Below are 26,441 nucleotides of genomic sequence, written 5' to 3' on the forward strand. Positions count from 1 at the left end.
AGAACGATGAGATCGTGGCAGAATTGACAGCGTTCCCCGTCTCGAGCGTCGTGGCGTTCGCGGACCTGGTCGTCGGCCGCGAGCGTCACGATTCGGGTATCGTCCGTCCCGACCGCTCGAGAGCGACGCCGGCAGCGATTCAGTGGGTTCGCTCCTCGCGTTCCGACAGAGAGATAGCTATTTATGCCCTCGAAAAATTATGACATACAATGGCAAGCAATACGCCGGTAATCGTTAGCGCTGTTAGGACGGCACAGGGGAGAGAAGACGGTGCGCTCGCGGACGTCCGGAGCGAAGATCTCTCGATTCCGCTAGTCGACGAGATGCTCGCCGAGACGGGCGTCGACGGCGAGGACGTCGACGACCTGATGTGGGGCTGTGCCCAGCAGCGAGCCGAACAGCGGACGAACATCGCGCGACAGATTGCGCTCTTCTCGGAACTCGGCGAAGGGGTTCCGGCGACGACCGTCGACCGCCAGTGTGCCTCCTCAGCGCAGGCGATCATCAGCGCCGCGGACTCGATCGCCGCGGGACGCCATCACGCGGTCATCGCCGGCGGCGTCGAGAGCATGAGCCGCGTCAAAATGGGGGCCGCCGACAGCGGCGAAATGTACCCCGGACTCGACGAGGAGTACGGCATGCGGAACCTCCAGATGGGGATGACCGCGGAGAAGGTCGCCGAGCAACACGACATCTCCCGGGCGGAACAGGACGAGTACGGCGCGCGGAGCCAGCAGCGTGCGGTCGAGGCCACCGAGGACGGGAAGTTCGACGACGAGATCGTCCCCATCGAGACCGACGAGGGGGTCCACGACGAGGACGAGGGCCTGCGTCCCGGAACGACTACCGAAAAGCTCGCCGAACTGCCGACCGTCTTCAAGGAAGACGGCACCGTCACGCCCGGCAACGCCTCCCAGATCGCCGACGGCGCGGCCGGTGTCCTGCTGACCAGCCGAGAATTCGCCGATGAGAACGACCTCGAGGTCCTCGCCGAGGTCGGGACCAGCTACGTCGCGGGCGTCGATCCGACCGTCATGGGCGTCGGCCCGGTCCCCGCCACCGAGGGCCTGCTCGAGCGAGCGGGCCGCGAGATCGACGACTACGGCCTCGTCGAGATCAACGAAGCGTTCGCGAGTCAGACGCTGTACTCCCAGCGCGAACTCGGGATTCCGGACGACCAACTCAACGTCAACGGCGGCGCGATCGCGATCGGGCACCCGCTGGGGTGTTCCGGCGCTCGCCTGCCGGTGACACTCGTCCACGAGATGAACCGCCGCGGGGTCGACCGCGGGATCGCGACCGAGTGCGTCGGATTCGGACAGGGAGCGGCGATCGAGTTCGAACTGCCCTGAGACGCTTCCGCCGAGTTTTTCGGTCGTTTCGCGAATAGTGCGGGACCTCTGGTCCCGCATACCGTGCGAACGGCACTTCGTGCCGTGAGCAAACGAAGTGAGCGACGATCAGCGGGAGCTATGAGACGTCGTACGTCGTCTCGAGATACGTAACAAACTCGTCGACCGTCGACGGGTCGTACGTCCAGAAGCCGTAGAATTCGCCGTCTCGGCGTTCCTCAGCGAGTAACGCACAGGATTCCATCTCGGTGTCACCGCCATCGAACGCCACGAACCAGAACTCGCCGAGTTCGCTGCCCGGTTCGGACACGACCGTCACGCCGTCGGGTTCCGTCCCGTCCCACGCGTCGTCGAGGAAGACTGCCACCGCGAGCGAGCCGTGGCTCCCCAGTCGTTCGTAGACCGCAGTCTGTGCAGCGAGCGCCGCCGCTCGCTGGAACCCCGTATACAGCCGGCCGGAACCGACGCGCCACGCCCGCTCTTCGATTTCGCGGGCTGTGGCCACCATCTGACGGCGATCGTAGGTGGTAAACAGCGTGTTCTCGAGGAAATCGAACAGTTCCGCTCGATCGTAATCGGCGTCGGCGAGTTCCCAGGGTGGATGGATTTGTGGCGAGAGAATCGCGCGAAACTGGTCAATCCCCAGCGCGCCGCGGAACTCGCCGTCGGCGCTCCGAACGATCACGAACCCCGAATCGTCGAGCGAGCCGAGCGATCGATGGGTCACGTCGACGGTTCGCGTCTCGAACTGGCGTCCCAGTTCCGCGACGACCGCGTCGTCGTCCGTGTGAACCTCGAGCGTTTTCCGCTGTCGTTCGATCCGCTCGATGAGGGTTCCGAGCGAGTTCATGGCGGTGGATCGGTTACTCCCATGGCGTCGGTGACTGCGGTCGGGATCTCTGTGTCGGTGACGGCGTTCGTCCCGGGGTCGAACGCGATAAACCCTAGTGCGTCGATCCAGGGGAGTATCGCGTGATACAACCGAATTCGGATCGGATTCCGATCGGCCGGCGTCGCGATCGTCGCTCGGTCGCTCGCGTCCTTGGCCGCGAGGACGTCCGCGAGTTCCTCGACCGTCGGCGTCGGGTTGTCGTGAAGATAGATGAGCGCGTAGCGGGCGTGCCGATCCGCGAGCAGTCGGAATACGTCATCGACCGGGAGCTCACCGGCCACTGCTTCGAGGGCGAACGGGTCGGGTTCGAACTCGTCGTTGCCCATTTAGTTATTCTACGAGAGCTGTACTGAAATAGCTGTACGGTGATGGGGCGCTCGAGTGAGTTCGATTACGGCCAGTCGACCGTTTCGCCGGAGCCGGCGACGATAGAGACGGTACCGCTGTCGACGGGGATACCGCTTTGATTGTAGACGGAGACGGTGACATCGTACGTGTCCCCGTTGACGCCGCCCTGTCGGTTATTCGCCGACGGATAGACGACCGTCCCGGTCGGTGCCGCATCGCTCGTTTTCGTGGCATCCGACCAGTCGTGTTCGGTGTTGTCGAAACCGACGGTGACCTCCCCGAAGTCCTCGCCCGGATCGACTTCGTAGTCGACGGTGAAGCGATTGTTCGTATGCAGGACATCGTTCGTGACGGAGAATCCGACGAGCGTCGGATCGCCTTCGTCACCGAGATCGTCGCCCGGCGGGTTCGAACCGTCAGCGGTCGTCGTGACCACCGTGGAACGATCGGTGACCTCGCCGGAGGCGTCGTAGACCCGAAACCGGAACTCGTAGGTATCGCCGGCAGCGCCACCGTCGGTGCCCCCTCCCGGCGGATACGAGAGGGTCTGCTCTGTGACTCCTTCGGCGTACGTCGTCGTGCCGATGTGACCGGCGTCGAGGTTCTCGACCTCGAGCTCCACCCGGTCGAAGTTCGGAAGTCGACTCACGCGGTAGGAGATCGTAAACGCGGCGTTGGTGTTCCGCGAATCGTCGCGAATTTGCTGTTTGAACGTCGGGCCAGCGGAGACCGTAACGCGGCGTTCCAGCGACACGCTTAGCGTCTCGTTCGATGCGATGACGTCGAACGCCAGCGCGTCGCTCCCGGTCGGGCTGTCGGCATCGACGGAGACGAAGACGGACCGAGTCGCTCCGCTCTCGATCGAGAGGGAAGACGGCGAGAGCGTCCCCTGACCGGGGTTCGAGAGCGAGAGCGAGACGTCGATTGTGTCGCTCGAGTTATTCGTCAGGGCGACCAGATTTTGGTCGGCCGTACCGGCCCGCACCGACGAAGCGATGTCGAGTCCGAGCAACGCGCTGCCGTCCTCGGTCGCGTTTATCGAGACGGCCCGGCTCGCGCCGAGCTGTGAGAACGCTCCCGTCCCACCGAAAAGCAAGACTCCGCCGCCGACGAGCGATCCCTTCGCGAGAAATCGGCGTCTCGTACTCCCCCCTCGAGATCGCCGACGGCGTCGTCCCATTAAATACCAGTACGATTGTATGACTCCGATGGTGAAGAGTGTATCGGCAGCTCGAAACTGAAGCGACGCGGGGGAACGATCCGCCGTCGACCCGGTCCGAGCCTTCGATAGTCAGCGAGTTCGATAATCACCGAGTTCGATAGGCAGCGATCTCGGACGCCCTGCGTGAATCCTGCACCGCTAAGTGGCCCCGCCACCGAGGACGTGGTAATGAACGGCAACCGCTTCGGTCGCCTCTTTCAGGTGACCACGTTCGGCGAGAGTCACGGAGAGGCGATGGGCTGTACGGTTTCGGGCTGTCCCGCCGGCCTCGAGCTCTCCGAGGAGGACATTCAGGAGGACCTCGATCGGCGCAAGCCCGGTCAGTCGATGATCACGACCAGCCGCGGCGAACCCGACGCGGTCTCGATCAAGTCCGGCGTTCAGGACGGCTACACGACCGGGACGCCGATCGGGCTGGTCATCCAGAACAAGGACGCCCGCTCGGGCAAGTACGAACCCTTCATCACCGCACCCCGTCCCTCTCACGGCGACTTCACCTACTCGGCGAAGTTCGGGACGCGCAACTGGGGCGGCGGCGGCCGCTCGTCGGCCCGCGAGACGGTCAACTGGGTCGCTGCGGGTGCGATCGCGAAGAAACTGCTCGCCCAACAGGGCGTCGAACTCACGGCCCACGTCAACCAGATCGGCGACATCGAGGCTCCCGAGGTGAGCTTCGAGGAGATCGTGGAGCACTCGGAGGAAAACGACGTCCGCTGTGCTCATCCGGAGACCGCCGAGCGGATGCAAGAGCTGATCGCGGAGTACCAGGAGGAAGGCGACTCCATCGGCGGCAGCATCTACTTCGAGGCGCAGGGCGTTCCCGTCGGCCTCGGTGCGCCCCGATTTGACTCGCTGTCGGCCCGGCTAGGACAGGCGATGATGGCCGTCCCCGCGACAACGGCGTTCGAATTCGGTCTCGGCACCGACGCGGCCGAGTGGACAGGCAAGGAACGGAACGACGACTGGGAGTTCGACGGTGAGGGGAATCCAACGCCGGTCGAGAACGACCACGGCGGGATTCAGGGCGGCATCTCGAGCGGCGAGCCGATCTACGGCGAAGTGACGCTGCACGCGCCCACGTCGATCCCGAAGTCCCAGCAGACCGCGGACTGGGAGACCGGCGAACTCAAAGAGGAGAAAGTCATCGGCCGCCACGACCCCGTTCTCCCGCCACGAGGTGTCCCCGTCGTCGAGGCGATGCTCGCCCTGACCCTGGTGGACTTCATGCTGCTGTCGGGCCGGCTCAACCCCGACCGCGTCGACGATCAGCCCGGAGAGTACGACACTGACTATCACCCGAGCAGTCCGCGCAACGAGTAGCTCGCCGGTCGGGGGCCGGTCGTTAGTCGGGAGCCGATCGTCGGTCGGGATCCGATCGTCAGTCGGAGCCTGGTCTCACGGGGTTGTCCCCAGAGGAAGACGGTACGCCGGAATTGAGAGCGTTCGGAAACGGGAGTGACGTAACAAGTGCGCGTCTCCGTACCGCGGAGAACCGTTCCGAGCGCGATCGGGCTAGTATCCCAGCTGATCGCGGATCAGGACGACGGTCGTGCGACCCTCCTCGAGTTCCTGTCGGAAGATGAGTTCCTTGGCGATGGCCGAATCGACGCCGTAGGCCTCCTGTGCGCGTTCGTTCTCGAGGGGGTAGGCCACCGACTCGAGGCGGTCGAGCGCGTCGTCGAGCGTCGGGACGATCTTGTTCACGCCGCTGACGATCACGACGTTGCTCGCGGCGAAGGGGTACGCGCCGATCCGACTGCCCGAGCGGTCGGCCGCGACGAGTTCACCGGTCTGAGAGATCGCGTTGATCCCGCCGAGGAAGTAGTCGGCGGTCTGTGCCTCGCGACGGGCGGCCTGCCGCTTCGCGTCGTCGTCGATGCTCCAGATCTCGTCCGCCAGGCTTTCCCACTCGTGGTCGCCCTCGGAGAGGTAGTCGGCGAAACCGATCTCCTCGAGCGTCGTGGAGTGGCCGTTCATCACCGATGCGCCAGCGGGGATTTGCGACTGGATCGTTTCGAGGGCTTCCTCGGTCGAGTCGGCGACGACGACCTCGAAGCCGTTGGCCTCGAGGTTTTCTGCGGCCGTCTCGACGGCCTCCTCGGTCGGCAGTTCGTCGAGCGTCGCGTCGATCTCGGCGTCGTCTACGTAATCGGATTTCTGCTGTGACATCTAGTGGTTCCGTACGTTCGTCTGGGGCCGAGATCGACTTAAGCGCTCGCGGATACCGGTGTTAGGTGATTACGCCAGTGTTACTCCGCCTGCGTAGCGAACCGGTCACCCCGTCGACTGCGAACGAGTGCCCCCTCCACACCGCCGGCGGATCCCCACTCCGAAACGCCTTCCGCGAGCGTAACACCTAACCTGCAGTCCATGGTCGACGACATATGCGGGATTTTCACGTCCACTCGAATTACTCGGACGGCGACTTCCTCCGGTCGATGGTTCGAGCGGCCGAGTCGGTCGGCCTCGAGGGCGTCGGCTTCGCCGACCACTGTAACGTCGCCTCGCGCGAGCGCCACGCGTCGATGCGAAACGTCTACGGGTTCAATCTCGATCTGACCTACGAGCGACGACGGCGGGGAATCGACCGCCTGCGTCAGGATTTCGACCTCGAGATCTACGACGCCATCGAGATGGACTACGATCCGCGCGACGAGGCGGCCATCGACGCGTTCCTCTCGGAGGCTGGCTTCGACTACGCGATCGGAAGCGTCCACGACATCGACGGGAACAACGTGCAGGTCGCGTCCCACTTCGCCGAGATGAGCGAGGCCGAGCGCGACGCGGTCGTCGACGAGTACTTCGAGACCCTGATTGCGCTCGTCGAGTCGGAACTGTTCGATATCGCGGCTCACGTGGATCTGCTCGAGCGAACGCCGCCGTTGCGGGGCCGGGCGACGACCGACCAGTATCGGCGGGTGGCACAAGCGCTCGCCGATTCGCGGACGGTCCCGGAGATCAACGCCGGACGGGCGCTGACCGACGCCGAGATCGTCCACCCCACCGAGTCGTTCCTGACGGTGCTTCGCGAACACGACGTCGCCGTCACCCTCGGCACCGACTCCCACCACCCGACCGAAATACCCGAGCGCGCGGACTTCCTTGCCGCGTTCGTCGACGAGACTGGCCTCGAGCCGGTCACCCCCGACGGGATCACGTCAACGTCATAGCAACGATGAGAAACGCACGTTGAATTCAATAGTGAGAAACGGGGGTCGTGTTCCATGAACGAATGTGAACAATCATGGCCGGACCTCGCGACAAAAGTAATGGTCTTTCACACATATTCTTCAATGGATGTCCATTCTTCACGAAAGTTCCTTGGTAATCTATAGCAAAGTCTTTAGGTTCGGTAGTGCGAATTCCGAGTACGGTTGGCCCACAGGCCACTGATCCACATATGAGCAGCGACGAACTCATCTGGCGAATCGCGGGCGGTTCCGGAGACGGGATCGACTCGACGAGCCAGAACTTTGCCAAGGCGCTGATGCGCTCGGGGCTCGACGTATTCACCCACCGCCACTATCCGTCGCGGATCCGCGGTGGCCACACGTACGTCGAAATTCGGGCCGCAGACCGCGAGGTACAGTCACGCGGCGACGGCTACAACTTCCTGCTCTCGCTGGGGGACTCGTTCGCCCGCAACCCGCAGGAGGAGGCCTACTACGGAAACGAGGAGATCAAACCCCTCTCGGAGAACTTAGACGACCTCCGCGAGGGCGGGATCATCGTCTACGACGAGGGCCTCATCAGCGAGGAGGACGTCGAGGCGATCGATCTCGAGGCCCGCGCCGAGGAGAACAACTGGCACGTCTTCCCGATGGACCTCCGGTCGCTCGCACGCGAACACGGCCGCGAAGTCATGCGCAACACCGCCGGCGTCGGCGTCACGGCGGCGCTGCTCGACATGGATCTCGAGCACATCGAGAACCTGATGTCCGACGCCATGGGCGGCGACGTTCTCGAGGCGAACCTCGAGATTCTCCACGAGGCCTACGACACGATCAACGAGGAGTACGAGTTCGAGCACGACCTTCGCGCACCCGAGGGCTCTCACGAGACCGAGCAGGCGCTCCTGTCGGGCTCGAACGCGATCGCCTACGGCGCGATCGACGCCGGCTGTCGATTCATCGCCGGCTACCCGATGACGCCGTGGACGGACGTGTTCACGATCCTCGCCCAGAACTTCCCCGACATGGGCGGCGTCTCCGAACAGGTCGAAGACGAGATCGCCGCCGCGGCGCTCGCACTCGGTGCGAGCCACGCGGGCGCGAAGGCCATGTCCGGTTCCTCCGGCGGCGGCTTCGCGCTTATGAGCGAACCGCTCGGTCTGGCGGAGATGACCGAGACGCCGCTCGTCCTCGTCGAGTCGATGCGGGCCGGTCCCTCGACCGGGATGCCGACGAAGCCCGAGCAGGGCGACCTCGAGTTCGTCCTCTACACGAGCCAGGGCGACTCCTCGCGAGTCGTCTTCGCACCGAGCAACATCGAGGAGGCCTACGAACAGACCAGACTCGCGTTCGAGATCGCGTGGGACTACCAGCTTCCGGCGATCGTCATCTACGATCAGAAGCTCTCCGGCGAGAACAAGAACGTCGACGTCGAGTTCTTCGACCGCGAGCCCCAGCCGGATCTGGGATCGACGCTGACCGAAGACGAGCTCTCGGAAGCCGCCCACGACGCGAGCGGCAAGTTCAAGCGCTTCAACTACGAGGACACCGAGAGCAACGTCGCCCCGCGGTCGCTGCCTGGCCAGAAGGACGGGCGCTACCTCGCGACCGGGAACGAGCACTCGCCAGTGGGCCACATTAGCGAGGATCCCGACAACCGCGTCGCGCAGATGACGCGGCGCATCGAGAAACTCGAGACCATCCGGGAGGAACTCGACGAGGAACACGACTCCAACCAGACGTACTTCGGCGACGAGACGGCCGACTACGGCATCATCACGTGGGGCTCGTCCCACGGTGCCGTCAACGAGGCGGTCGACCGGCTCAACGAGAGCGGCCACTCCGTCAAGGGGGTCAGCGTCTCCGACATGATGCCGTTCCCCGAGGCCGAAGTCACGGAGTTCCTCGAGAGCGTCGACGAGGCGATGGTCGTCGAGATGAACGCCACCGCGCAGTTCCGCGGGCTGATCCAGAAGGAACTGGGCCGCTTCGGCGAGAAGATGACCAGTCTGCTGAAGTACAACGGCAACCCCTTCGAGCCCGCCGAAATCGTCGAGGGCTACGAAGTCAATCTCGCTGACGACGACCGCGAACCGACCGCACAGGTACGAATCGAACCGGCGGCAGGTGACTAACCATGAGTGCATTCAACGCAATCGGAGAGGAACGAGAGATCGACCGGGAGGAGTTCACCCCCGGCGTCGAACCCCAGCCGACCTGGTGTCCAGGCTGTGGCGACTTCGGCGTCCTGAAGTCGCTGAAACAGGCGCTGCCGGAAGTCGGCAAGACGCCCGAAGAGGTGCTGACGGTCACCGGGATCGGCTGTTCGGGCAAACTGAGCAGTTATCTTGACACCTACGGCTTCCACACGATCCACGGCCGTTCGCTGCCCGTGGCTCGCGCCGCGAAGCTGGCGAACACCGACCTCGAGGTCATCGCGGCGGGCGGTGACGGCGACGGCTATGGGATCGGCGGCAACCACTTCATCCACACGGCCCGGGAGAACCACGATATGACCTATATCGTGTTCAACAACGAGATCTTCGGCCTGACGAAGGGCCAGACCTCGCCCACGAGCCCGAAGGGTCACAAGTCCAAGACCCAGCCTTCGGGCAGCGCGAAGACGCCGATCCGGCCGCTGTCACTGTCGCTGACCGCCGGTGCGAGCTACGTCGCCCGCACCGCTGCGGTCAACCCGAATCAGGCCAAGGAGATCATCGCGGAAGCCATCGAACACGACGGCTTCGCCCACGTCGACTTCCTGACACAGTGTCCGACCTGGAACAAGGACGCTCGCCAGTACGTCCCCTACATCGACATCCAGGAGTCCGAGGACTACGACCACGACATCACCGACCGACGCGAGGCCGCCGAGATGATGCACGAGACCGAGGACGTCCTCAACGAGGGCACCGTCCTGACCGGTCGCTACTACGTCGACGAAGACCGGCCGTCCTACCAGGAAGAGAAGTCGGCCGTCGGCGAACTCCCCGACCAGCCCCTCGCCGAGCGCTACTTCGACGAAGACGCCGAGTGGGAGCGCAGCTACGATCTGCTCGAGCGCCACACCTGAGCGCACACCGAATTGCGGTCCGCTCCCATAGCCCGACAGTCGGAGGCCGTCTCGGTACCGACTGTCAGTCGCAGTCCCGTTTTGCAGGACGTTCAGTCGGCTAACAGCCGGTTTCGAGCGACTGCCCGACCCGGAGCGCCGTCCCGTCGTCGAACGCGTGACTGGCGAACACCGAGTGATAGCGCTCGCCACACGACCACTGTAGCTCCGTCCCCTGATCCGTTTCGGCGATCGTTCCCGTGACGCGCCCGATCGCGACCGCGTCACCGCCGACTGCGAACCGCCGCGGGCCGTCGCTCGTGACGACCGATACCGTTTCGTCGCCCGGCGTCCGGTACTGGAGCGACACCTGTGTCCGGTTCTCGCCGTGGAACTCATAGCCCGTAATCGAGTCGAGTTCGAGCCCGTCTGGCAGCGCGTCCGCGGGCGGCTCGGCGACACCGAACGGGACTGCTTCGTCGGCCGCGTCGACGGTCTCGTAGGAGTTGATCGACGGGAGCGTGATCGTCTCGTTTCTCGTCGCGGATTGTGGATCAAACGCGAAGCGCTCGTCGTCGATCCCGCCGTCGATCTCGAGGTTCCGATAGGTTCGCTCCAGCGTCACGCCGTCGCCCTCGATCGTGTGTTTGACCGGGAACAGCGTCTCCCGGTCGTACCAGACCTCGACGTGATCAGCGCCGCGCTGAGCGGTTTCTCCCTCGCTGGTCGCCAGCGGCAGGACGTACTCGGTGTCCTCGATAAGGACGCTGATCGAGCGCTCGATCGTCTCGTTGGTCGGCGGATCGAACGTGACGCGGTAAGTGTCCCGGCCGTCGACCGTCGTCTCCTCGACGCCCGTGATCTCGTAGGCCTCGAGGTACCGTTCTTGCTGTGCGTAAATCCCCTCGAGGGAGGACGTCGCGTTCGGGTCGGTCTCGAGGCGAGTCGCCCACTCGGAGGCGACATCGTAGTGCCAGCGACCGTCGCCGTCGTCGACGACGACGGTCTCGGTACCGTCGGCGCTCGTTTCGACGCGGCTCCGACCGTCTGCGTGGAGCCAGACGTCCTCGGTGTACCGGGTCGTTTCGCCGTCGATCGTCCGACGGACGTCGACCGTCGCGGAGACCTCGTCGGGCGGGTCGGCCGCGGTAATCTCTTGCTCGACGTCCGCCGGTGTCGGACCGGAACTCGGAAGGGCGGCGCATCCAGCCGTCAAGGAAACCAGTATCAGCGCCAGCACGGGGAGCGCAGACCGGATGTCGCTATTACCGACGGACATGTTCTGTACTTCACCTGTCGTGTCTCTTTAACGCATCGGTCCGTTCAACGGCGGGAGCGAGTCGACTACCGTCGACTACTCACCGGCACCGAAGCCGCCAGCGAAGAGCTTCGAGAGGTAGCTCAGAACGAGCAGAGCAACGACCAGGCCGGCGAGCAGGCTGGGCTGGAATCCGTACCGCATCTCGCGAACGCCGTAGGCGACGACGAGAATCCCCATGAGCAGCGCCGTCCCGCCGGCCCAGCGAGCGACGTGTGCGGGGTCGACCGACTCGTCGTAGTTCGCGTGTAGGTCCACCCGTCCACGAAACGCGATGAGCGAACCGAGACCGAGAATCGCGAGCCCGCAGACGACCCAGACGGCACCGCTGACGAGATTCGGTTCGACCATATCGATAGCGAACCTGCGGCCAGCGGGCGAATAAGTCCGGCGGTTACGTGCCCGTGTAGATAACCGTCGGAACCGCCGTCGCATCGTCTTCCGTTCGGATATCCGTCGTTTTCGTATACAAAAGATATTTTTCCGCCGGAGCAAAACATACGGCCATGAGTACTCAGGCGACGGAAGATCGTATCCTCGAGGTTCTCGAAGAGGACGCACAGGCGTCCTACGCTGAGATCGCCGACCGGGCGAACGTCTCGAAACCGACGGTGCGGAAGTATATCAACCAACTCGAGGAAGACGGCGTCATCATCGGCTACTCGGCCGACATCGACCCGAAGAAACTCTCGAGCCAGACGATTGCCCTGGTCGGGCTCGACGTCGCGAGTGAACGCTACGTCGAGGCGACGCAGGCGATCAAGGACCTCGAGGAGGTCGAGGCGCTGTACAGCTCCAGTGGGGACCATATGCTGATGGCGGAAGTGCGCGCCGAGGATGGCGACTCGCTGGGCGAGATTATCTCCGAGGAACTGCTCGAGATCGACGGCGTCACCGCGGCGCATCCCTCGTTCCTGCAGGAACGGTTGAAGTAGGTCGCTCGACTCTCGTCTCCGCCGTCGCCGTTCGTGGGACGAACGTTTTCCCGCTGGCCGTCGTAGGACGCACGAGCGATGCCGACGTACGAACGCGAAACGACTGTCGACTCGCCATTTGATGACGTTTGGGCGTTTCACTCACAGGTGTCCGGCCTCGAGGCGGTGACGCCGGACTGGCTGGATCTGCGCGTCGAGCGCGTGATCGGCCCCGACGGCGAGCCGGATCCGAACGTGCTCGAGCCCGGTTCGGAAGTCGCACTTTCAATGCGCCCGTTCGGGGCGGGGCCGCGACAGCACTGGACCTCGGTGATCACGGACCGCGAGCGAGACGAGGGTTCGGCGTACTTCCGCGACGAGATGGTCCACGGCCCGTTCGATCGGTGGGAGCACACGCACAGCTTCTTCGCCGACGGGGATCGGACCGTCATCCGGGACCGAGTCGACTACGAGTTGCCGTTCGGTCGCCTCGGCGACGCGGTCGGACCGGTCTCGAAGCCGGGATTCGAAGCCATGTTTCGGGCCCGCCACCGACTGGCGAAAGCGCAACTCGAGTGAGGGCCACGCTCGCAGTCACCGGAGACGATGCGGTCGGATTCGATGCCCGAACCACGTCGGTTTTGATCGGTGGTTCCGTACTGGGGGTATGACTCAACGGGACGGACTCGAGCGACGGCGGCTGCTGGGCGCGCTCGGGGTGGGCGTGGCCGCGTGCGTCGGGGGCTGTCTCGGCGACGACGGTTCCGAAAGCGACGGGAACGATGACTCCGAGGCGCAGGTGTACGAGCCGTCGATGGAAATCGAGTTCGACGGCGACGGCCCGTTCGACTTCGCCGACGGAGAGCGCTGTGCGGTCTGCGGAATGCCGGCGAAGAAGTACTTCGGAACGGGGCAACTCGTCCACGAAAACGGGAAGGCAGCCGTCTTCGACTCGCCGGGCTGTCTGTTCGCCTACACGGTGTCGTCGACGCCCGACTCGCCGATCGCGGCTGCCTGGACGACCGATTACGAGACCCGGGATCTCATCGACGCGACCGCGGCGCACTTCGTGCTCATCACTGACAAGGAGGCCGCCGAGGACCCGATGGGGATCGATCCGCGTCCCTACGCCGAGCGCGAGGACGCCGTCGCCTTCCTCGAGGAGTGGGAGGCGGAGGACCTGACACCCGAGGAGGATATCATCGTCGGCCTCGAGGACGTCGACATGGAAATCGCGGTGATCTATCGCGAGAGCCAGCTCCCCGACGAGTAACGACTCGATCATTTCGGTACTCGTTTGCGCCAAGAGACGAGTGGACACGACGTGAACGTCGATCTCGAGGTCACGCCGGCGGTCGCGCTCGCCGTCGCGGTGTTCGCGACGAGCACCAGCGCGATTCTGGTTCGCTGGAGCGCGGCCCCGAGTTCGGTCGCGGCCTTCTACCGCGTCCTCTTTACGACGGCGCTGGTTGCACCCCTCGCCGGTATCCGCCACCGTGCAGCCTTCGCTCGACTGTCGCGGCGCGATCTCGCGGGTGCCATCGTCGCCGGCGTTGCACTGGCCGTCCACTTCGCGGCCTGGTTCGAGAGCCTCGAGCACACCAGCGTCGCCGCGAGCGTCACGCTCGTCCAGAGCCAGCCGATCTTCGTTGCGCTCGGTGCGGGCCTCCTCCTCGGCGAACGGATCTCCCGCGAGACGGTGCTCGGTATCGTTGTCGCGATCGTGGGGGCCGCCGCGATGTCGCTGGAGGGCGGGCGTGCGGCCCTCTCCGGGGCGACGACGTACGGCAACGCGCTCGCGCTGCTGGGGGCGGTGACGGTCGCCGGCTACGTGCTCGCCGGCCGCTCGATTCGCCAGCGCGTTTCGCTCCTCCCCTACGTGACAGTCGTCTACGGGGCCTGCGCGGTGAGCCTGTTCGTTCTCGTCCATGTGCAGGGCCACTCGTACGTCGGCTACCCCGCTCGCGAGTGGCTGCTCTTTCTCGGGCTTGCTGTCGGGCCCGGCGTCTTCGGCCACACGGTGAGCAACTGGGTCCTCGAGCACCTCGAGTCGGTCGTCGTCAGCGTCGCCTGGCTCGGCGAGCCCGTGGGTGCGACGCTGCTCGCGCTCGTCTTACTCGCGGAGGTCCCCGATGCGATCACGGTCGTCGGCGGCGTCGTCGTGATCGCCGGGGTCTTCGTGACGACGCTCGAGCGGGAACGAGGGCACGGGACGGCGGACTGACGAATTCGGCTGCGAAACGGCGTCTTTCGAATCGTCCGAGAGGGGGTCAGTAACGAATTCGGCGAAGGGGCGGTTTCGAGGCCGAAAGCGTTTCGTGAGCGCGTCCCGGCCGACGACGAACAGTCTCACACTCGAGACTGTCGGCGCGAACCGCCCGGTTCCTTAGTAGCGTTCCGCTCGTGATGCCCGATACACCATGTCACAAGATGTCACGACCCCAGTCACCGTCGTCAGCGGCTATCTCGGTGCGGGAAAGACGACGCTGATCAATCACGTGCTGTCGAATCCGGGCGGCCGACGGGTGGCGGTGATCGTCAACGACATGGGAGAGGTGAACGTCGACGCGAAGCTGATCGCACGAGAGAACGACGACGAGGGAATCGTAGACCTCTCGAACGGCTGTATCTGCTGTCGGTTACAGGGTGATCTCCTCGAGGAAGCAGCGCAACTGGCGGAGAGCCGAGCGTTCGACTACCTGCTGGTCGAGTCGTCGGGGATCAGCGAACCGATTCCCGTTGCACAGGTGTTCACGGAGGGGACGGACGCCAGCAACGTGGACCCGACGACCCTCTTTCGGCTGGACACGATGGTGACCGTCCTCGACACGTACGGCTTCTGGAAGGAGTTCGACGCGGGGGCCCAGCTACCGGAGGACGCCCAGCCCGACGAGGACCGACCCCTGAGCGAGGTCCTCGTCGAGGGAGTCGAGTTCTGCGACGTCCTGCTTCTCAACAAGGCCGATATGGTTCCCGACGGCGTCCTCGAGGAGATCGAATCGGTCGTCGAGACCCTCCAGCCGCGGGCGAAACGGCTCCGAACGACCCACTGCGAGGTGGACCCGGCTCTCATTCTCGACACCGGTCGCTTCGACTTCGAGACGGCGAAGCGCTCCCAGGGGTGGAAACGTCACCTGCGCGGGGAGGGCCACGATCACGAGGCGCACGATCATGACGAGGCGCGACGCGCCGCCGAGCGCCACGGCGTCTCCTCGTTCGTCTTCCGGTCCGACCGACCGTTCCACCCGGAGCGACTCGCGGCCTGGCTCGAGGACTGGGACGGAGCGATCGTCCGCGCAAAGGGCGTCTGTCACGTCGCGAACCGCGAGGAGGTGATCGGCGTCAGTCAGGCTGGGCCGTCGGTCAGGGCCGGTCCGATCGGCGAGTGGCGGCCGGACGACGACCGTCGGACGCAACTGGTGTTCATCGGTCGAGAAATGAACGAGGAGCGAATCCGCGAGGACCTCGAGGCGTGCGTCATCGACGGCGACGAGACGGAGCTGACTGACGGGACGGAAGCCGCGGCCGATCCGTTCCCGCTGTAGCTGTTACGCCGTCCCTACGACTCCAGTTGGTCACTGAGTTCCGCCCAGGATTCGTGAAAGCCGTGCATCGACTGATCCGTCGGCCGGTCGGGACGGGCGTCCTGATAGATATCGTCGTACTCGAGCAGCCGCGTCCAGCCGTCGTGCAGGGAGTAGCTGCAGTACTGGCACATACTATCGGCTACGTCGTTCGTTGCCATACCAGTTTTGCCGGTCGAGCGGCCGCTCTCACTCGAGTCGATCGCAGGCGCGGAGCGAACTCCCGGCGGTACCGAACGCGGGTGGTCGTCGGTCGGACCAGAAGGATTATGCCGACGTGAGAACGCGACGGTGAGCATGAACCGACGGGGCGGTTACGTCAGTAGCGCGACCGACAGGGTCGAACGGGAGTGCGATCGCTGCGAGTGGCGCGAGGCTGCGGGATCCTATCCGGAGCTGATCAAACGGTATCAGGATCACCTTCGCGACGAACACCCGACAGCGTGGCTGCGGAGCTAACGTCGGTTTTGCCGACGGATCGAAATCCTGCCCGGCCGGAACAGCTAGGGCTCGAGCAGGACCTTGGTGACGCCTTCCTCGCGTTCGTCGAACTTCTCGTACATCTCCGGCGCGCGCTCGAGGTCGACACGGTGGGAGACGACCCAGCTGGGATCGGCTCGTCCCTCGATGATCATGTCTCGAAGCTCCCGGTTGTACTCCTTGACGTTACACTGGCCGGTGCCCAGCTTCAGTCCCTTCTCGAAGAGCTTCCCGAAGTCGATGCCGAGACGGCCCTGCGCCGCCATCTCGTCGGGCGCACCGGGGTCCGACGGGACGTACAGTCCCGGAATACCGAGTTCCCCGGTCGGGCGCACGGTCTGGATGAGCTGGTTGAGCACGACCGCAGGGTTTTCGCGGGCCGGATCGTACGCGTCGTCGGTCGGATCCGTCTCGGGGTCGATCGCCTGATAGCCCACCGCATCGACGCCGTTGTCGACGCCCCCGCCGTGCAAATCTTTGATCTGTTCGACGGGATCGCTCTCCTCGAAGTTGATCGCGCGAGCGTCGCAGTGGTCCTCGGCCAGCTCGAGGCGGCTCTCGACGCGGTCGACGACGTAAATCTCGGAGGCTCCCTGAATCTTCGCGCTGTAGGCGGCCATCAGGCCGACGGGGCCGGCTCCGAAGATCGCGATCGACTCGCCGGGTTTGAGGTTCGCGAGCCGGGTGCCGTGCCACCCCGTCGGGAAGATGTCCGCGAGGAGTGCGAAGGAGTCCTCGTGTTCGTCACCCGCCGGTAGCTTCAGCGCGTTGAAGTCGGCGTAGGGTACCCGGAGTTTCTCGGCCTGGCCGCCCTTGTACGGTCCCATTGCGACGTATCCGTACGCACCGCCGGCGAAGCCGGGGTTGACGTTGGTACAGAATCCGGTATAGCCGTTCTCACAGTTCCGACAGAACCCGCAGGCCACGTTGAACGGCATCACGACCCGGTCGCCCTCCTCGAGCGACGTGACGGCGTCGCCGGTCTCGATCACGTTCCCCATGTTCTCGTGACCGAAGACGATCCCCGGGTCTGCCGCGGTTCGTCCCTCGTACATGTGGAGGTCCGAGCCACAGATACACGTGGTCGTGATATCGACGATGATGTCGTTTTCGTGTTCGATCTCGGGTTCGTCAACCGCTTCGACGGCCACGTCGTGCGGTCCCTGGTAGACGACGGCGTCCATTGACATTTGCTATCAAGCCCCGGTGAACGGACCACAAGCTCCGTTGTAAATGTTCGTGCGAACACTACCATTACACATAAATACCACATTATCTGAGTGTAAATGGCTACATTAAGTGGAAAGTACAGGTGAGTATACAAGATATATGAATTTTTTCATAGAGGGTGTTTATAGCGCTCTAGGGTGTGAGAGAAACCCGCATGGTAGAGACAATACGCCTCGAGACAGCGAAGGAGGTCATCGACGCGGCCGAACAGCGAGCCGACGAGATCGACAATCCAATGGTGATAACGGTCGCGAACTCCGAGGGAAACCTCATCGCTCAACACCGGATGGACGGCGCGTGGCTCGCGTCGGTCGACATTTCGCGGAACAAGGCCTACACGGCGGCCGCCCTGGATATGCCGACGGACGAACTGGCCGACCCGACCCGTCCGGGCGAATCGCTGTACGGCCTGCAGAACACCAACCAGGGCCGGATGGTCATCTTCGGCGGCGGCTACCCATTGCTTCGAGACGGTGACGTCGTCGGGTCGATCGGCGTGAGCGGGGGAGCGGTCGAGCAGGACATGGACGTCGCGGAATCCGGCGTCGACAGATTCGACGAACTCTCTTCGTAACGTCTCGCCACGAGTGTTCGTCCATCCGTATCTGGCCGGACTATCGCGCCGAAATCGGGCAGAGTTGGCTTCGCTGGTGACGCTCCAGACCCCTAGACAGCCTCCGAGGCTACTCGATCGAGGATCCGGTACTCCCGTCGAGCCGCCTCATCGCGGCCGACCGACCACCGTTGGAGCATCGCGGCCGACCGACTACCGTTGAAGTGTTCATTCGCGGTCGCATGATGCGGTCCGAGCGGTGTGATCCGCGTCAGTTCCATCGATTCGGACGGAGCGACAGCCCCGACAGTCTTGGAATCCGTATCGAACGGTCTGACTGAAACGGGACCACACCGAAGAAAAATGATCGCCGAACGGCGGAACGGTTTCAGTCGCCGGTTGTTTCGCCGTCCCCTCCGCTGACGGTGATTTCACCGAGCGCATCGAGTTGCGACTGGTCGAGATAGATGGCCATCTCTTCTTTGGCGACGAACTCGACGCTCTGGGTCGCGCCTTCGTCGGCGGTGAAGTCCGACCGGACGTACGTGTCCCACTGGTTCGTCTCACCGTTGCTTGCGATCGCGAAGTTGTGGCCGGGGAGGGGTTCGTAGTGTCTGTTTTCCCCTTCCGGCTGGTGGCGGCCGATCGCGTTCTCCCACTCGACCGCGTAGGTTTCACCCGCCTCAAGTTCGAGCGTCGGGTTCGTCTCGTCGGCGATCGAGTCGGGCGATTGGCCGACCCACTGGCCCTCCTCGAGTCGCATCGAGTAGGTCTCGGTCGGCTCGCCGGGTTCGATGGGTGATAGCGTCGCGACGAGCTCTCTGTCGCTGCCATCGATCGTCACCGTATCCGTGATCCGTTCGTGGCCGTAGGTCCAGATCTCGATATCGTACTCGCCGTCCTCGAGCAGGTCGAAGCGAGCCATCGCCTGCTCGTCCGACGTCTCCTCGGGCGGGGTCGGCCGAGCGGCGATGTTCGAGAACGAGTGTCGGTCGCCGACGAGCACCTCCGCGCCGAGTGGCTCGCCGTTCTCGTCCTCGACGTGGACCACCAGCTCGCGGACCTCGTCAGGGCTGATCAGTTCGACCGGACCGCGCATCTGGGCTGGATGCGGCTGACAGAAGTACTCCTCCATCTCCTCCTGCGGAGTGAACTCGAGGGAGGTGGTCGCTCCCTGTTCGGTCAGCGTCTCCGTCGCTTCCAGCACCTCGCCGTTGTCGCCGACGGCGCTGCCGCTGGTGATGTTGAAGTTGTGGGTCGCGCCGTCGCCGTTCGTCCAGATGATTTCGTGCTGTTCGCCTTCGATCAATCGCAGCGTCGGGTTCGAGACGGCGTCGACGTCGTGGGGTGCGATCCCCATCCAGCCGCCGACGATCCCGAGTAACTGAAAGGTGCGGCCCTCGCCGTCGTTCTGGGTAGCGGGCAACGTGACATCGAGGTCGCGATACGCACCTGCGCGACCCGCGGTCGCCGCCGCTCCGGCGATCGTCGCCGTTCCCTTCAGCACGCCGCGACGGGAAACGTCCACGCGTGAGCGTTGTTCGTTCGTCATGGTGTGTCGTGTATCAGTCGGATTCGATTGTCTGTCTGGTCAGGCGTCCATCGAGAACACGGCGAGCGTGTCGCCGCGCGGGCCCTGCCGGAGCCAGCCGCTGCCGCCGACCTGCACGGCGACGTACTGTTTCTCTTCGTCGGGGTCGTACCAGCTCATCGGCGAGGCACTGATCGGCACGTCGAACTCGTGTTCCCAGAGGCGCTCGCCGCTCTCGCCGTCGTAGGCGACGAAGGTGCCGTTCTGGGTCCCGTTGAAGACGAGTCCGGTCGCAGTCGACAGCGAGCCGCCCCACATGTACCGTTCTTCCTCGCTCTCGATCCACTCGCGCCAGACGCGCTCGCCCGTCGCCGGATCGACCGCCGCGAAGGCGGTGATCGACTCGTTCCACTCGTCGGGGAACTCGCTGGCCGGATCGTCGAGGTTGCCGCCCCAGTAGGGGTTGCCCTCGCTGAACTCCTCGTAGCGCCAGTAGAGGTCCTGCGGATAGTTCTGGTGGATGACGTACACTAGCCCCGTTTCGGGGTTGTACGACGGTGGCTGCCAGTCGTTGCCGCCCGGCGCACCGGGGACGAACGGGATCCGCTCGTCCTCGCTAATGTGTGGGATCATCTCCCACATATTGATGTGTTGGCAGATCTCCTCGCTGCGCTCGTGGAGTTGGCCGGATTCGGCGTCCAGCATGTAGACCCAGCCGGTCTTGTCCGAGCCAGCGACGATGTCCATCGACTCGCCCTCGACGTCCACGTCGCGTACCAACACTCGCGGCGCGACCGCGTCGTAGTCCCAGACGTCGTGCGGACTGCTCTGGAACCCCCACTCCCACTCGCCGCTCTCGAGGTCCAGCGAGATGGTTCCGCAGGTGGGGAAGTTCGGTCCCGGCCGCACCGTGCCGTCGAAGTCGGGACCGGGATTCGCGACCGCTGTGTAGAGGACGCCCCTCTCCTCGTCGATCGTCGGCGTCATCCAGGTCGTCCCACAGCCGTGCTCTCGACTCGCGCCGACCCACTCGTCTTCCGGGAGCGTCTCGGTCTGCCACTGCATTTCGCCGCTCTCCGCATCGAGTGCGGCGACGAACCCGAGCACGCCGTACTCGCCGCCGGCACTGCCCGTATACAGCGTCCCGTCACGGATCACCGGAGCCCACGTCGCGGAGTACCCCTCCTCGTGATCGGCTGTACTCGTGTGCCAGACCTCCTCACCGGTGTAGCGATCCAGTGCGATGACGCCCGAGTCGAGCGTCGTCATGTACACCTTGTCGCCGAGAACGGCCGCTCCGCGGTTGTTGTCGTCACAACAGAGTTCGACGCCGATCGGCGGCGCGTACGTGTAACTCCAGAGGACCTCCCCCTCGCGGGGATCGATCGCCTTCATGTGATTCGGTCCGTTGGTCTGGTACATCACCGGCGGGTCCCCCGGAACGACGATCGGCGTTCCCTCCATGCTCGAGCCCGTCCCGACCGACAGCTCGTACTCGAGCTCGAGGTCGGAGACGTTCTCGGGCGTAATGACGTCGGCGGGTGTGGCCCGGTGCTGTTCGTAGTTCCCGCCGTACATGAGCCACGACTCGGGATCGTCCCCGGTGTTGCTCAGCATCTCCTGGTCGACGTCGACCTCGGGGATTCGGTCGGTGTCATGCTGTTCGGTGACCGCCTCCTCGGGGCCTCCGACTAGGGTATAGCCGTCTTCGATTTCTTGCAGTTCGATATCGCGTGCGGCCTGAACGGCCCTGTCATTGCGTAGTGCCATACGGAATCACCTCAGTTCGCTTGGAGCGCGCATGTCGTCTCTGATGTAGAAGACGCTATGCAGCAGTTCCTCCTGGCTGACAATCTGGACGGCCGAACCCGCGGTGAGCGCGGCGGTCAGCTGCTCGTCCGTGAACTGCCCGTCGCCGGCGAGGTCGCACGCAGCGGTCGCCGTCACGAACAGTCCGCCCAGCATCGCCTTGACGTACCTGACCGCGTCGTCGAGGATCTCATCGGTGATCATCACCTCGTTCTGCCAGAGGTGTCTGTCGAGCCCGCGGATCCACAGCAGCGCCCCGCCCATCGCGCGCTGGTGGAGCGGCGGGACGGTTTCCGTCTCGAACTCGACGCTGTCCGGAATCTGATTCGACGGGACCCAGCGGGCGAGGCGCTCGTCGTTGTTCGCCACGTCGAGCAACAGCGCCGTCTTCTCCGACTCGTCGAACCCGACGTCGTCGAGGGACGACGACAGGGGGTCCGCGAGGAGGAGTTCGCGCGCCGTGGTCTCGATGTGGTCCGCCGTGAACCGCGGCAGGTTCTCGTCGAGACTTTCGAAGAAGTTCACCTTGAGGAGGTGGTCGTACAGTCGCCAGCCGGGTGCTGCGACGTCCGTATACAGTCCGCTCGGTTCGTCCGGGACGCCGACATCGCGGACATCCGATAAACGGCGGATTTCGTCCGCGATGTTCTCCCGTTCTCGCTCGAGCAACTCCTGATCGAGTCGCCCGGCGAGGTCGGCCCGGATCGCCTCGCCTCGAGAGGCGAACGCCGAGTCGGACCGCGGTTCGATCTGTCCGGCGAGTAGCTCCCACGTTACCGTCCCGTCCCCTGGGGTATCGACGCCGAGAGCCGTCGCCAGATCGCGTTGTTCCGCGACCGTCATATCTGACGCAGTGGATATTTGTGTCATGGTACCACGCCACAAAGAACTCCATTACGTATTTTGATAATGCTTATCAAAGAATTCCGGATCGCTACGGACTGTCTAAATGAGAGTGAGACTGTAATAGATAAAGTTGCGGACAGAGCCGGTTTCGGTCCGTTCGACCCTCGTCGCAGGCGGCGACCAACCCGTAGAGCGGGCGGAGTCCGGTACGGTGTCGATTACGGCCTGTAGCGGTCGCCTTCCCGAAAGTGACCGCCGCCCGTCGCATACGATCGGGACAGCGAACCGGTATCGCCACCGAGCGCGGTCCTCGACGCGATGACGGCAGCAGTTTTTCACCGTCCGGCGCGTACCGGGCGACAGTGGTGACCGGTGATCGATCTTCCCGACGTCCTCGCGCGACTCGAGCAGCCCGCGTACACCGGTGAAAACCGGTGCCTCCCGTGTACGGCGATCAACGTTGTCATCGCGATTACGCTCGCGGTCGGGATCGGTGTCGCGACCACCGCACCCGTCGGCGCGCTCGCGCTCACCGTCTTTCTGGGACTCATCCGCCTCCGTGGCTACCTCGTTCCGGGCACCCCGACGATCACCCGACGGTATTTTCCGGATCGCCTTCTCGCCGTGTTCGGCAAATCCCCGTCGGACGCCCTGACGGTCGAGACGGTCTCGCCCGACACCCTCGAGACCGTTCTGACCGACACCACCGTTGCGACTGAACACGGGGACGAGATCCGACTGGCACCGTCCTTTCAGCGGCAGTGGAACGAGCGACTACCGCGCGACGGCGCTCCCGAACCGCGTTCGGACGACGTGCGGTCGATGCTCGGCGCGGACGAAATCAGGCAACTCGGCGACGCATCGTACGTTCTCGACGGTCGAACACAGGTCCGATGGGAGTCGACCGCGGCGCTCGCGGCGGACGTAGCCGCGGCGGCCGAACTCCGAACCCGACTCGAGGGATGGGACGCGCTCGCGGTCGACGAGCGTCGCGACCTCCTGACGGGACTGCGAGTGCTTCGAGACCGCTGTCCGGCCTGTGACAGTGGGGTGACGACGACGGCCGAACGCCTCGAGCACTGCTGTCGGCGGCCCCGCGTCGGGATTCGATCGGTCTGCGAGGCGTGTGATCGACCGCTGGTCGAGGTCGTCGTCACCGAGTCGAGCGCCGACCCGTGGCTCGAGTTAGCCGGGGTGACGGTCGCGGACGACTCGGCGTCCACCCCCTAGAGACCGAGCCGCGTAATACGGCCATCTCAGTCGTCCCCGGCCGCCGGATCCGCGGTTTCGCCGAGGGGTTCGAGATCGACGTCGATCTCCGCGGCGGCGGCTTTGTACTCGGGAATCTTCGAGCGCTCGTCGAGCACGTGGTTCGTGAGCTTGTTCGCCGAGGCGGCCGCGAAGTGCGGCGTCGTCCAGACGACCCCCTCTTTGGTGTCTTCTGTCACGTGGGCCTCGAGCGTGATCTCGCCTCGTCTCGAGTGCAGGCGGACGTACTCGCCGTCCTCGATGCCGTAGCGCTCGGCGTCGGCCGGATGCACGTCGACGAAGTTCTCCGGGGTCTGCTTGTTGAGCGTCGGCGATCGCGTGCTCATCGTCCCGGTGTTGTAGTGTTCCTCGAGGCGCGCGGTCGTGAGGATCAGCGGGTACTCGTCGTCGGGCGTCTCGGCCGGCGGCTGGTGGGCGACGCCCTCGATCCGGCCGAGGCCGCTCTCGGTGTCGAACTCGTGTTCGTAGAGGAACGGGTCGCCCTCGTCGCCGGGTTCATAGCAGGGCCAGTGGAGCCCCTCCTCGCCCAGCAGATCGTAGGTCATCCCGTGGTAGCTCGGGCAGACCTGCCGGAGTTCCTCGAAGATTTCCTCGGGATCCTCGAAGTCGAAGCCCGAATCGAACAAGCGCGTCCCGATCTCGCTCACGATCTCGCGGTCGTGTTTCGTGTTCTCGTGGACCTTCTCGACGCCGCGCATCCGCTGGACGCGGCGGTCGGTGTTGGTGACGGTGCCGCCGCGCTCGGCCCAGGTCGTCGCCGGGAGGATCACGTCGGCGTACTCCGCGGTTTCGGTCGGGAAGATGTCCTGAACGACGGTGAACTCGAGGTCTTCGAGTCGGTCGGCGACGTTGTTAGCGTCGGGTTCGCTCATTACGGGGTTCTCGCCCATGACGTAGAGGCCCTTGATCGAGTCGCCGGCCTCGTAGGAGATTTCGACGTTCGTCAGCCCGGGCTCGGCCGGAATCTCGAAGCCCCAGACCTCCTCGACGGACTCGCGGGCTTCATCGTCGTCGACGAGCTGGTAGCCCGGCAGGACGTTCGGCATCGCGCCGACGTCGCAGGTCCCCTGGACGTTGTTCTGGCCGCGAAGCGGGTTGACGCCCGTGCCGGGTCGCCCAAGGTTACCCGTGATCAGCGCGAGATTGATCTCGTTTTGCACGTTATCGACGCCGCAGGCGTGCTGGCTCATCCCCATCCCGGTGAAGATGGCCGCGTTGTCGGCTTCGGCGTACTTCTCGGCCGCGAGTTCGATCGCTTCCAGTGGCACGCCACACTCCTCGGCCGCGGCTTCCGTGTCGAAATCCTCGAGGGTCTCTTTCAGGTGGTCGAACCCCTCGGTGCGCGCCGCGATGAACTCCTCGTCGATCCAACCGTCCTCGGGGTGGTCCTCGTGGTGCTCGAGGATCTTCGTGAGGACGATATTGAGAAGCGGGATGTCAGTGCCGGGGTTCAACTGCAGGTGCTGGTGTCGGTCGGTGTCGTCGATCTGGAACGATCGCGTCGTCTTGTTCGCGTGCGGGTCGACCTGAATGACGGTCGCCCCCTCGAGGACGGCCTGCCGGAAGTACTGGCTGTTAGCGATCGGATGTTGCTCGCCGGGGTTCGCCCCCTGAATCCAGAACACGTCGGCCTCCTCGCGGAGGTCGCGCATGCTGTTGGTCATCGCGCCCGCGCCCAGACTCGTCCGGAGCGCCCAGACCGTCGAGGCGTGACACATCCGCGTGCAGTTGTCGACGTTGTTGGTGCCATACCGGCGAGCCAGCTTCTGGAGGAGGTAGTTCTCCTCGTTCATCACCTTCGAGGACCCGAAAAAGCCCATCGCGTCCGGGCCGTACTCGTCGCGAATCCGCTCGAGTTCGCCGACGATGTACTCGTAGGCCTCCTCCCAGGAGGCCTCGCGGAACTCCCCCTCTTCTTTGATCAGCGGGTCGGTGAGTCGGTCCTCGTGGTCGACCACCTCCGTCGCCGCGCCGCCTTTAATGCAGATGCGCCCCTCGTTGACCGGGGCGTCACCCCACGGCATGAACTGGACGTCGCCGGGCTCCTCGCCCGGCTGTACCTTGATTCCACACCCGACGCCACAGTACGGACAGATCGTCTTGACTGGCTCTTGCTGATCACTGGACATTGGATAGCCTCCAGGTGTCGCACCCGTTAGACGCATCTCACTATCCGAGTGTGCATGAGGCTTTCTACCATGCAAACGGTAAGTTGGAGCGAGCGACGGATCAACCGGGAGTACTCGACGGGGAAACGCTAACGGTCACGCGTGCGAAAGCGTCACGCGATGGAGCTCACGCGGTCGCTCGTGGAATCCCAGGCGCGCGAGTACCTCGAGCGGGAGCCACTGTACACCGTCGAGGCGGAACAACTCGAGACGCTCCCGGCAGCGTTCGAGTCGGGCGAGTACGGCCGGCGGGACGCGGCCTGGGTCGTCAGGTGGTACTACCGGCGATTTCTCGGCGGCTACCCCGACGACGAACGCCGCGAGGCGGAGGATCTATTCTGGAGCAACGACTTCGAAACCGTCAGAGACGCCATCGCCGACGCCACCGATACCGCCGACACAAACGACTCGAGCGACGCCGCTGCGAGGATCAGTTCGCTGACCGAACTCGAGGCCGTCGACGTCCCCGTCGCTTCGGCGTTTTGCATGTTTATCGACCCAGCGAAGTACGTCGTCGTCGGTCCTCGCGAGTGGTCAACGCTCCGGGACGCGGACGAACTCTCTCACTCGTATCCGGATCCGCCGTCGGTTCCGCAGTACGAGACCTACCTCGAGCGCTGTCGCTCGCTCGCCGACCGCTTCGATTGCGATCTGTGGACGCTATATCGGGCGCTCTGGCGGCTCTCGGACTGAGCGACACCGT

27 protein-coding genes are annotated in these 26,441 nt (G+C 64.5%); 15 read left to right on the forward strand and 12 right to left on the reverse strand.

Annotated elements, in window-relative coordinates; genetic code table 11:
- Positions 1-14: 14 nt before the first annotated feature.
- Together ACEWFR_RS04570 and ACEWFR_RS04575 are read left to right on the forward strand one after the other, a co-directional pair.
- Positions 15-203, forward strand: coding sequence for a hypothetical protein (locus tag ACEWFR_RS04570; protein WP_374059912.1), 189 nt, complete (start codon positions 15-17; stop codon positions 201-203).
- A 6-nt stretch (positions 204-209) separates the two neighbouring features.
- On the forward strand, positions 210-1,352 hold the full coding sequence (locus tag ACEWFR_RS04575; RefSeq protein ID WP_374059913.1) for an acetyl-CoA C-acyltransferase: 1,143 nt from the start codon (positions 210-212) through the stop codon (positions 1,350-1,352).
- Positions 1,353-1,470: 118 nt separating this feature from the next.
- Here the strand turns inward: ACEWFR_RS04575 and ACEWFR_RS04580 are convergent, their stop codons facing one another.
- The 3 genes from ACEWFR_RS04580 to ACEWFR_RS04590 form a co-directional block, all read right to left on the reverse strand.
- Positions 1,471-2,202, reverse strand: coding sequence for a DICT sensory domain-containing protein (locus ACEWFR_RS04580; protein WP_374059914.1), 732 nt, complete (start codon positions 2,200-2,202; stop codon positions 1,471-1,473).
- Entirely contained in the window at positions 2,199-2,570 is a 372-nt protein-coding gene (locus tag ACEWFR_RS04585) for a hypothetical protein (protein ID WP_374059915.1), read from the reverse strand. The genes ACEWFR_RS04580 and ACEWFR_RS04585 overlap by 4 nt, the downstream gene beginning before the upstream one ends.
- Before the next feature lie 65 nt (positions 2,571-2,635).
- On the reverse strand, positions 2,636-3,772 hold the full coding sequence (locus ACEWFR_RS04590; RefSeq protein ID WP_374059916.1) for a hypothetical protein: 1,137 nt from the start codon (positions 3,770-3,772) through the stop codon (positions 2,636-2,638).
- Positions 3,773-3,982: 210 nt separating this feature from the next.
- On the opposite strand from ACEWFR_RS04590, the gene aroC reads away from it, so the two are divergent.
- On the forward strand, positions 3,983-5,134 hold the full coding sequence (gene aroC / locus ACEWFR_RS04595) for a chorismate synthase (RefSeq protein ID WP_374059917.1): 1,152 nt from the start codon (positions 3,983-3,985) through the stop codon (positions 5,132-5,134).
- Positions 5,135-5,326: 192 nt separating this feature from the next.
- On the opposite strand, the gene ACEWFR_RS04600 is transcribed toward aroC, so the two are convergent.
- On the reverse strand, positions 5,327-5,983 hold the full coding sequence (locus ACEWFR_RS04600; RefSeq protein ID WP_374059918.1) for a lactate utilization protein: 657 nt from the start codon (positions 5,981-5,983) through the stop codon (positions 5,327-5,329).
- A 215-nt stretch (positions 5,984-6,198) separates the two neighbouring features.
- Here ACEWFR_RS04600 and ACEWFR_RS04605 point away from each other — a divergent pair, with 215 nt between their 5' ends.
- The 3 genes from ACEWFR_RS04605 to ACEWFR_RS04615 all read left to right on the forward strand — a co-directional run bounded on the left by ACEWFR_RS04605 (position 6,199) and on the right by ACEWFR_RS04615 (position 10,057).
- Positions 6,199-6,984 (forward strand): PHP domain-containing protein, encoded by a 786-nt coding sequence (locus ACEWFR_RS04605; protein ID WP_374059919.1) that lies wholly within the window; start codon positions 6,199-6,201, stop codon positions 6,982-6,984.
- A 230-nt stretch (positions 6,985-7,214) separates the two neighbouring features.
- Positions 7,215-9,119 carry a 2-oxoacid:acceptor oxidoreductase subunit alpha gene (locus ACEWFR_RS04610; protein WP_374059920.1) on the forward strand — a complete coding sequence of 635 codons (1,905 nt, stop codon included), beginning with the start codon at positions 7,215-7,217 and terminating at the stop codon, positions 9,117-9,119.
- 2 nt (positions 9,120-9,121) lie between these two features.
- On the forward strand, positions 9,122-10,057 hold the full coding sequence (locus tag ACEWFR_RS04615) for a thiamine pyrophosphate-dependent enzyme (RefSeq protein ID WP_098724109.1): 936 nt from the start codon (positions 9,122-9,124) through the stop codon (positions 10,055-10,057).
- A 100-nt stretch (positions 10,058-10,157) separates the two neighbouring features.
- On the opposite strand, the gene ACEWFR_RS04620 is transcribed toward ACEWFR_RS04615, so the two are convergent.
- Both ACEWFR_RS04620 and ACEWFR_RS04625 read right to left on the reverse strand, forming a co-directional pair.
- A complete protein-coding gene (locus ACEWFR_RS04620) occupies positions 10,158-11,315 on the reverse strand; it encodes an outer membrane lipoprotein carrier protein LolA (RefSeq protein WP_374059921.1) in 1,158 nt (385 codons plus the stop codon).
- A gap of 75 nt (positions 11,316-11,390) precedes the next feature.
- The gene (locus ACEWFR_RS04625) at positions 11,391-11,705 is read right to left on the reverse strand and encodes a hypothetical protein (RefSeq protein WP_374059922.1); all 315 of its coding nucleotides are present in this window, start codon (positions 11,703-11,705) and stop codon (positions 11,391-11,393) included.
- A 155-nt stretch (positions 11,706-11,860) separates the two neighbouring features.
- Between ACEWFR_RS04625 and lrpA1 the strand changes: the two genes are divergently transcribed.
- The 5 genes from lrpA1 (at position 11,861) to ACEWFR_RS04650 (ending at position 15,813) form a co-directional block, all read left to right on the forward strand.
- The gene (lrpA1, locus tag ACEWFR_RS04630; RefSeq protein WP_226041049.1) at positions 11,861-12,289 is read left to right on the forward strand and encodes an HTH-type transcriptional regulator LrpA1; all 429 of its coding nucleotides are present in this window, start codon (positions 11,861-11,863) and stop codon (positions 12,287-12,289) included.
- A gap of 78 nt (positions 12,290-12,367) precedes the next feature.
- Complete coding sequence (locus ACEWFR_RS04635; protein WP_374059923.1) at positions 12,368-12,847, forward strand: SRPBCC family protein; 480 nt, start codon at positions 12,368-12,370, stop codon at positions 12,845-12,847.
- 88 nt (positions 12,848-12,935) lie between these two features.
- Positions 12,936-13,541: a nitrous oxide reductase accessory protein NosL gene (locus ACEWFR_RS04640; protein WP_374059924.1), complete on the forward strand. Its 606-nt coding sequence runs from the start codon at positions 12,936-12,938 to the stop codon at positions 13,539-13,541.
- 51 nt (positions 13,542-13,592) lie between these two features.
- Complete coding sequence (locus ACEWFR_RS04645) at positions 13,593-14,492, forward strand: DMT family transporter (protein WP_374059925.1); 900 nt, start codon at positions 13,593-13,595, stop codon at positions 14,490-14,492.
- Positions 14,493-14,688: 196 nt separating this feature from the next.
- A complete protein-coding gene (locus ACEWFR_RS04650) occupies positions 14,689-15,813 on the forward strand; it encodes a GTP-binding protein (RefSeq protein ID WP_374059926.1) in 1,125 nt (374 codons plus the stop codon).
- 14 nt (positions 15,814-15,827) lie between these two features.
- Here ACEWFR_RS04650 and ACEWFR_RS04655 read toward each other — a convergent pair whose 3' ends face one another.
- A complete protein-coding gene (locus ACEWFR_RS04655) occupies positions 15,828-15,986 on the reverse strand; it encodes a hypothetical protein (RefSeq protein WP_374059927.1) in 159 nt (52 codons plus the stop codon).
- Between the two features lie 163 nt (positions 15,987-16,149).
- On the opposite strand from ACEWFR_RS04655, the gene ACEWFR_RS04660 reads away from it, so the two are divergent.
- Positions 16,150-16,311 (forward strand): hypothetical protein, encoded by a 162-nt coding sequence (locus ACEWFR_RS04660; RefSeq protein WP_374059928.1) that lies wholly within the window; start codon positions 16,150-16,152, stop codon positions 16,309-16,311.
- 44 nt (positions 16,312-16,355) lie between these two features.
- Here ACEWFR_RS04660 and ACEWFR_RS04665 read toward each other — a convergent pair whose 3' ends face one another.
- Entirely contained in the window at positions 16,356-17,516 is a 1,161-nt protein-coding gene (locus ACEWFR_RS04665) for a glutathione-independent formaldehyde dehydrogenase (RefSeq protein ID WP_374060057.1), read from the reverse strand.
- Between the two features lie 200 nt (positions 17,517-17,716).
- Here ACEWFR_RS04665 and ACEWFR_RS04670 point away from each other — a divergent pair, with 200 nt between their 5' ends.
- Positions 17,717-18,136, forward strand: coding sequence for a heme-binding protein (locus ACEWFR_RS04670; RefSeq protein WP_374059929.1), 420 nt, complete (start codon positions 17,717-17,719; stop codon positions 18,134-18,136).
- A gap of 367 nt (positions 18,137-18,503) precedes the next feature.
- Here the strand turns inward: ACEWFR_RS04670 and ACEWFR_RS04675 are convergent, their stop codons facing one another.
- From ACEWFR_RS04675 to ACEWFR_RS04685, 3 genes are read right to left on the reverse strand one after another with little or no spacing between them, the layout of a single operon-like run.
- On the reverse strand, positions 18,504-19,667 hold the full coding sequence (locus tag ACEWFR_RS04675; protein ID WP_374059930.1) for a plastocyanin/azurin family copper-binding protein: 1,164 nt from the start codon (positions 19,665-19,667) through the stop codon (positions 18,504-18,506).
- 39 nt (positions 19,668-19,706) lie between these two features.
- Positions 19,707-21,416 carry a pyrroloquinoline quinone-dependent dehydrogenase gene (locus ACEWFR_RS04680; RefSeq protein ID WP_374059931.1) on the reverse strand — a complete coding sequence of 570 codons (1,710 nt, stop codon included), beginning with the start codon at positions 21,414-21,416 and terminating at the stop codon, positions 19,707-19,709.
- 6 nt (positions 21,417-21,422) lie between these two features.
- The gene (locus ACEWFR_RS04685) at positions 21,423-22,325 is read right to left on the reverse strand and encodes a hypothetical protein (RefSeq protein ID WP_374059932.1); all 903 of its coding nucleotides are present in this window, start codon (positions 22,323-22,325) and stop codon (positions 21,423-21,425) included.
- Positions 22,326-22,673: 348 nt separating this feature from the next.
- Here ACEWFR_RS04685 and ACEWFR_RS04690 point away from each other — a divergent pair, with 348 nt between their 5' ends.
- Positions 22,674-23,531 carry a hypothetical protein gene (locus tag ACEWFR_RS04690; protein WP_374059933.1) on the forward strand — a complete coding sequence of 286 codons (858 nt, stop codon included), beginning with the start codon at positions 22,674-22,676 and terminating at the stop codon, positions 23,529-23,531.
- A 26-nt stretch (positions 23,532-23,557) separates the two neighbouring features.
- On the opposite strand, the gene fdhF is transcribed toward ACEWFR_RS04690, so the two are convergent.
- The gene (fdhF, locus tag ACEWFR_RS04695; RefSeq protein WP_374059934.1) at positions 23,558-25,699 is read right to left on the reverse strand and encodes a formate dehydrogenase subunit alpha; all 2,142 of its coding nucleotides are present in this window, start codon (positions 25,697-25,699) and stop codon (positions 23,558-23,560) included.
- 159 nt (positions 25,700-25,858) lie between these two features.
- Here fdhF and ACEWFR_RS04700 point away from each other — a divergent pair, with 159 nt between their 5' ends.
- On the forward strand, positions 25,859-26,431 hold the full coding sequence (locus ACEWFR_RS04700; protein WP_374059935.1) for a hypothetical protein: 573 nt from the start codon (positions 25,859-25,861) through the stop codon (positions 26,429-26,431).
- Positions 26,432-26,441: the final 10 nt, after the last annotated feature.

The sequence above is a fragment of the Natrinema sp. H-ect4 genome, from assembly GCF_041894845.1.
GTDB lineage: Archaea > Halobacteriota > Halobacteria > Halobacteriales > Natrialbaceae > Natrinema.

Bases quoted from the DNA above. Each gene is read 5' to 3' on its own strand.
- ACEWFR_RS04575 (WP_374059913.1), top strand. From the start codon at position 210: ATGGCAAGCAATACGCCGGTAATCGTTAGCGCTGTTAGGACGGCACAG.
- ACEWFR_RS04580 (WP_374059914.1), bottom strand. From the start codon at position 2,202: ATGAACTCGCTCGGAACCCTCATCGAGCGGATCGAACGACAGCGGAAA.
- ACEWFR_RS04585 (WP_374059915.1), bottom strand. From the start codon at position 2,570: ATGGGCAACGACGAGTTCGAACCCGACCCGTTCGCCCTCGAAGCAGTG.
- ACEWFR_RS04590 (WP_374059916.1), bottom strand. From the start codon at position 3,772: ATGGGACGACGCCGTCGGCGATCTCGAGGGGGGAGTACGAGACGCCGA.
- aroC (WP_374059917.1), top strand. From the start codon at position 3,983: ATGAACGGCAACCGCTTCGGTCGCCTCTTTCAGGTGACCACGTTCGGC.
- ACEWFR_RS04600 (WP_374059918.1), bottom strand. From the start codon at position 5,983: ATGTCACAGCAGAAATCCGATTACGTAGACGACGCCGAGATCGACGCG.
- ACEWFR_RS04605 (WP_374059919.1), top strand. From the start codon at position 6,199: ATGCGGGATTTTCACGTCCACTCGAATTACTCGGACGGCGACTTCCTC.
- ACEWFR_RS04610 (WP_374059920.1), top strand. From the start codon at position 7,215: ATGAGCAGCGACGAACTCATCTGGCGAATCGCGGGCGGTTCCGGAGAC.
- ACEWFR_RS04615 (WP_098724109.1), top strand. From the start codon at position 9,122: ATGAGTGCATTCAACGCAATCGGAGAGGAACGAGAGATCGACCGGGAG.
- ACEWFR_RS04620 (WP_374059921.1), bottom strand. From the start codon at position 11,315: ATGTCCGTCGGTAATAGCGACATCCGGTCTGCGCTCCCCGTGCTGGCG.
- ACEWFR_RS04625 (WP_374059922.1), bottom strand. From the start codon at position 11,705: ATGGTCGAACCGAATCTCGTCAGCGGTGCCGTCTGGGTCGTCTGCGGG.
- lrpA1 (WP_226041049.1), top strand. From the start codon at position 11,861: ATGAGTACTCAGGCGACGGAAGATCGTATCCTCGAGGTTCTCGAAGAG.
- ACEWFR_RS04635 (WP_374059923.1), top strand. From the start codon at position 12,368: ATGCCGACGTACGAACGCGAAACGACTGTCGACTCGCCATTTGATGAC.
- ACEWFR_RS04640 (WP_374059924.1), top strand. From the start codon at position 12,936: ATGACTCAACGGGACGGACTCGAGCGACGGCGGCTGCTGGGCGCGCTC.
- ACEWFR_RS04650 (WP_374059926.1), top strand. From the start codon at position 14,689: ATGTCACAAGATGTCACGACCCCAGTCACCGTCGTCAGCGGCTATCTC.
- ACEWFR_RS04655 (WP_374059927.1), bottom strand. From the start codon at position 15,986: ATGTGCCAGTACTGCAGCTACTCCCTGCACGACGGCTGGACGCGGCTG.
- ACEWFR_RS04660 (WP_374059928.1), top strand. From the start codon at position 16,150: ATGAACCGACGGGGCGGTTACGTCAGTAGCGCGACCGACAGGGTCGAA.
- ACEWFR_RS04665 (WP_374060057.1), bottom strand. From the start codon at position 17,516: ATGGACGCCGTCGTCTACCAGGGACCGCACGACGTGGCCGTCGAAGCG.
- ACEWFR_RS04670 (WP_374059929.1), top strand. From the start codon at position 17,717: ATGGTAGAGACAATACGCCTCGAGACAGCGAAGGAGGTCATCGACGCG.
- ACEWFR_RS04675 (WP_374059930.1), bottom strand. From the start codon at position 19,667: ATGACGAACGAACAACGCTCACGCGTGGACGTTTCCCGTCGCGGCGTG.
- ACEWFR_RS04680 (WP_374059931.1), bottom strand. From the start codon at position 21,416: ATGGCACTACGCAATGACAGGGCCGTTCAGGCCGCACGCGATATCGAA.
- ACEWFR_RS04685 (WP_374059932.1), bottom strand. From the start codon at position 22,325: ATGACACAAATATCCACTGCGTCAGATATGACGGTCGCGGAACAACGC.
- fdhF (WP_374059934.1), bottom strand. From the start codon at position 25,699: ATGTCCAGTGATCAGCAAGAGCCAGTCAAGACGATCTGTCCGTACTGT.
- ACEWFR_RS04700 (WP_374059935.1), top strand. From the start codon at position 25,859: ATGGAGCTCACGCGGTCGCTCGTGGAATCCCAGGCGCGCGAGTACCTC.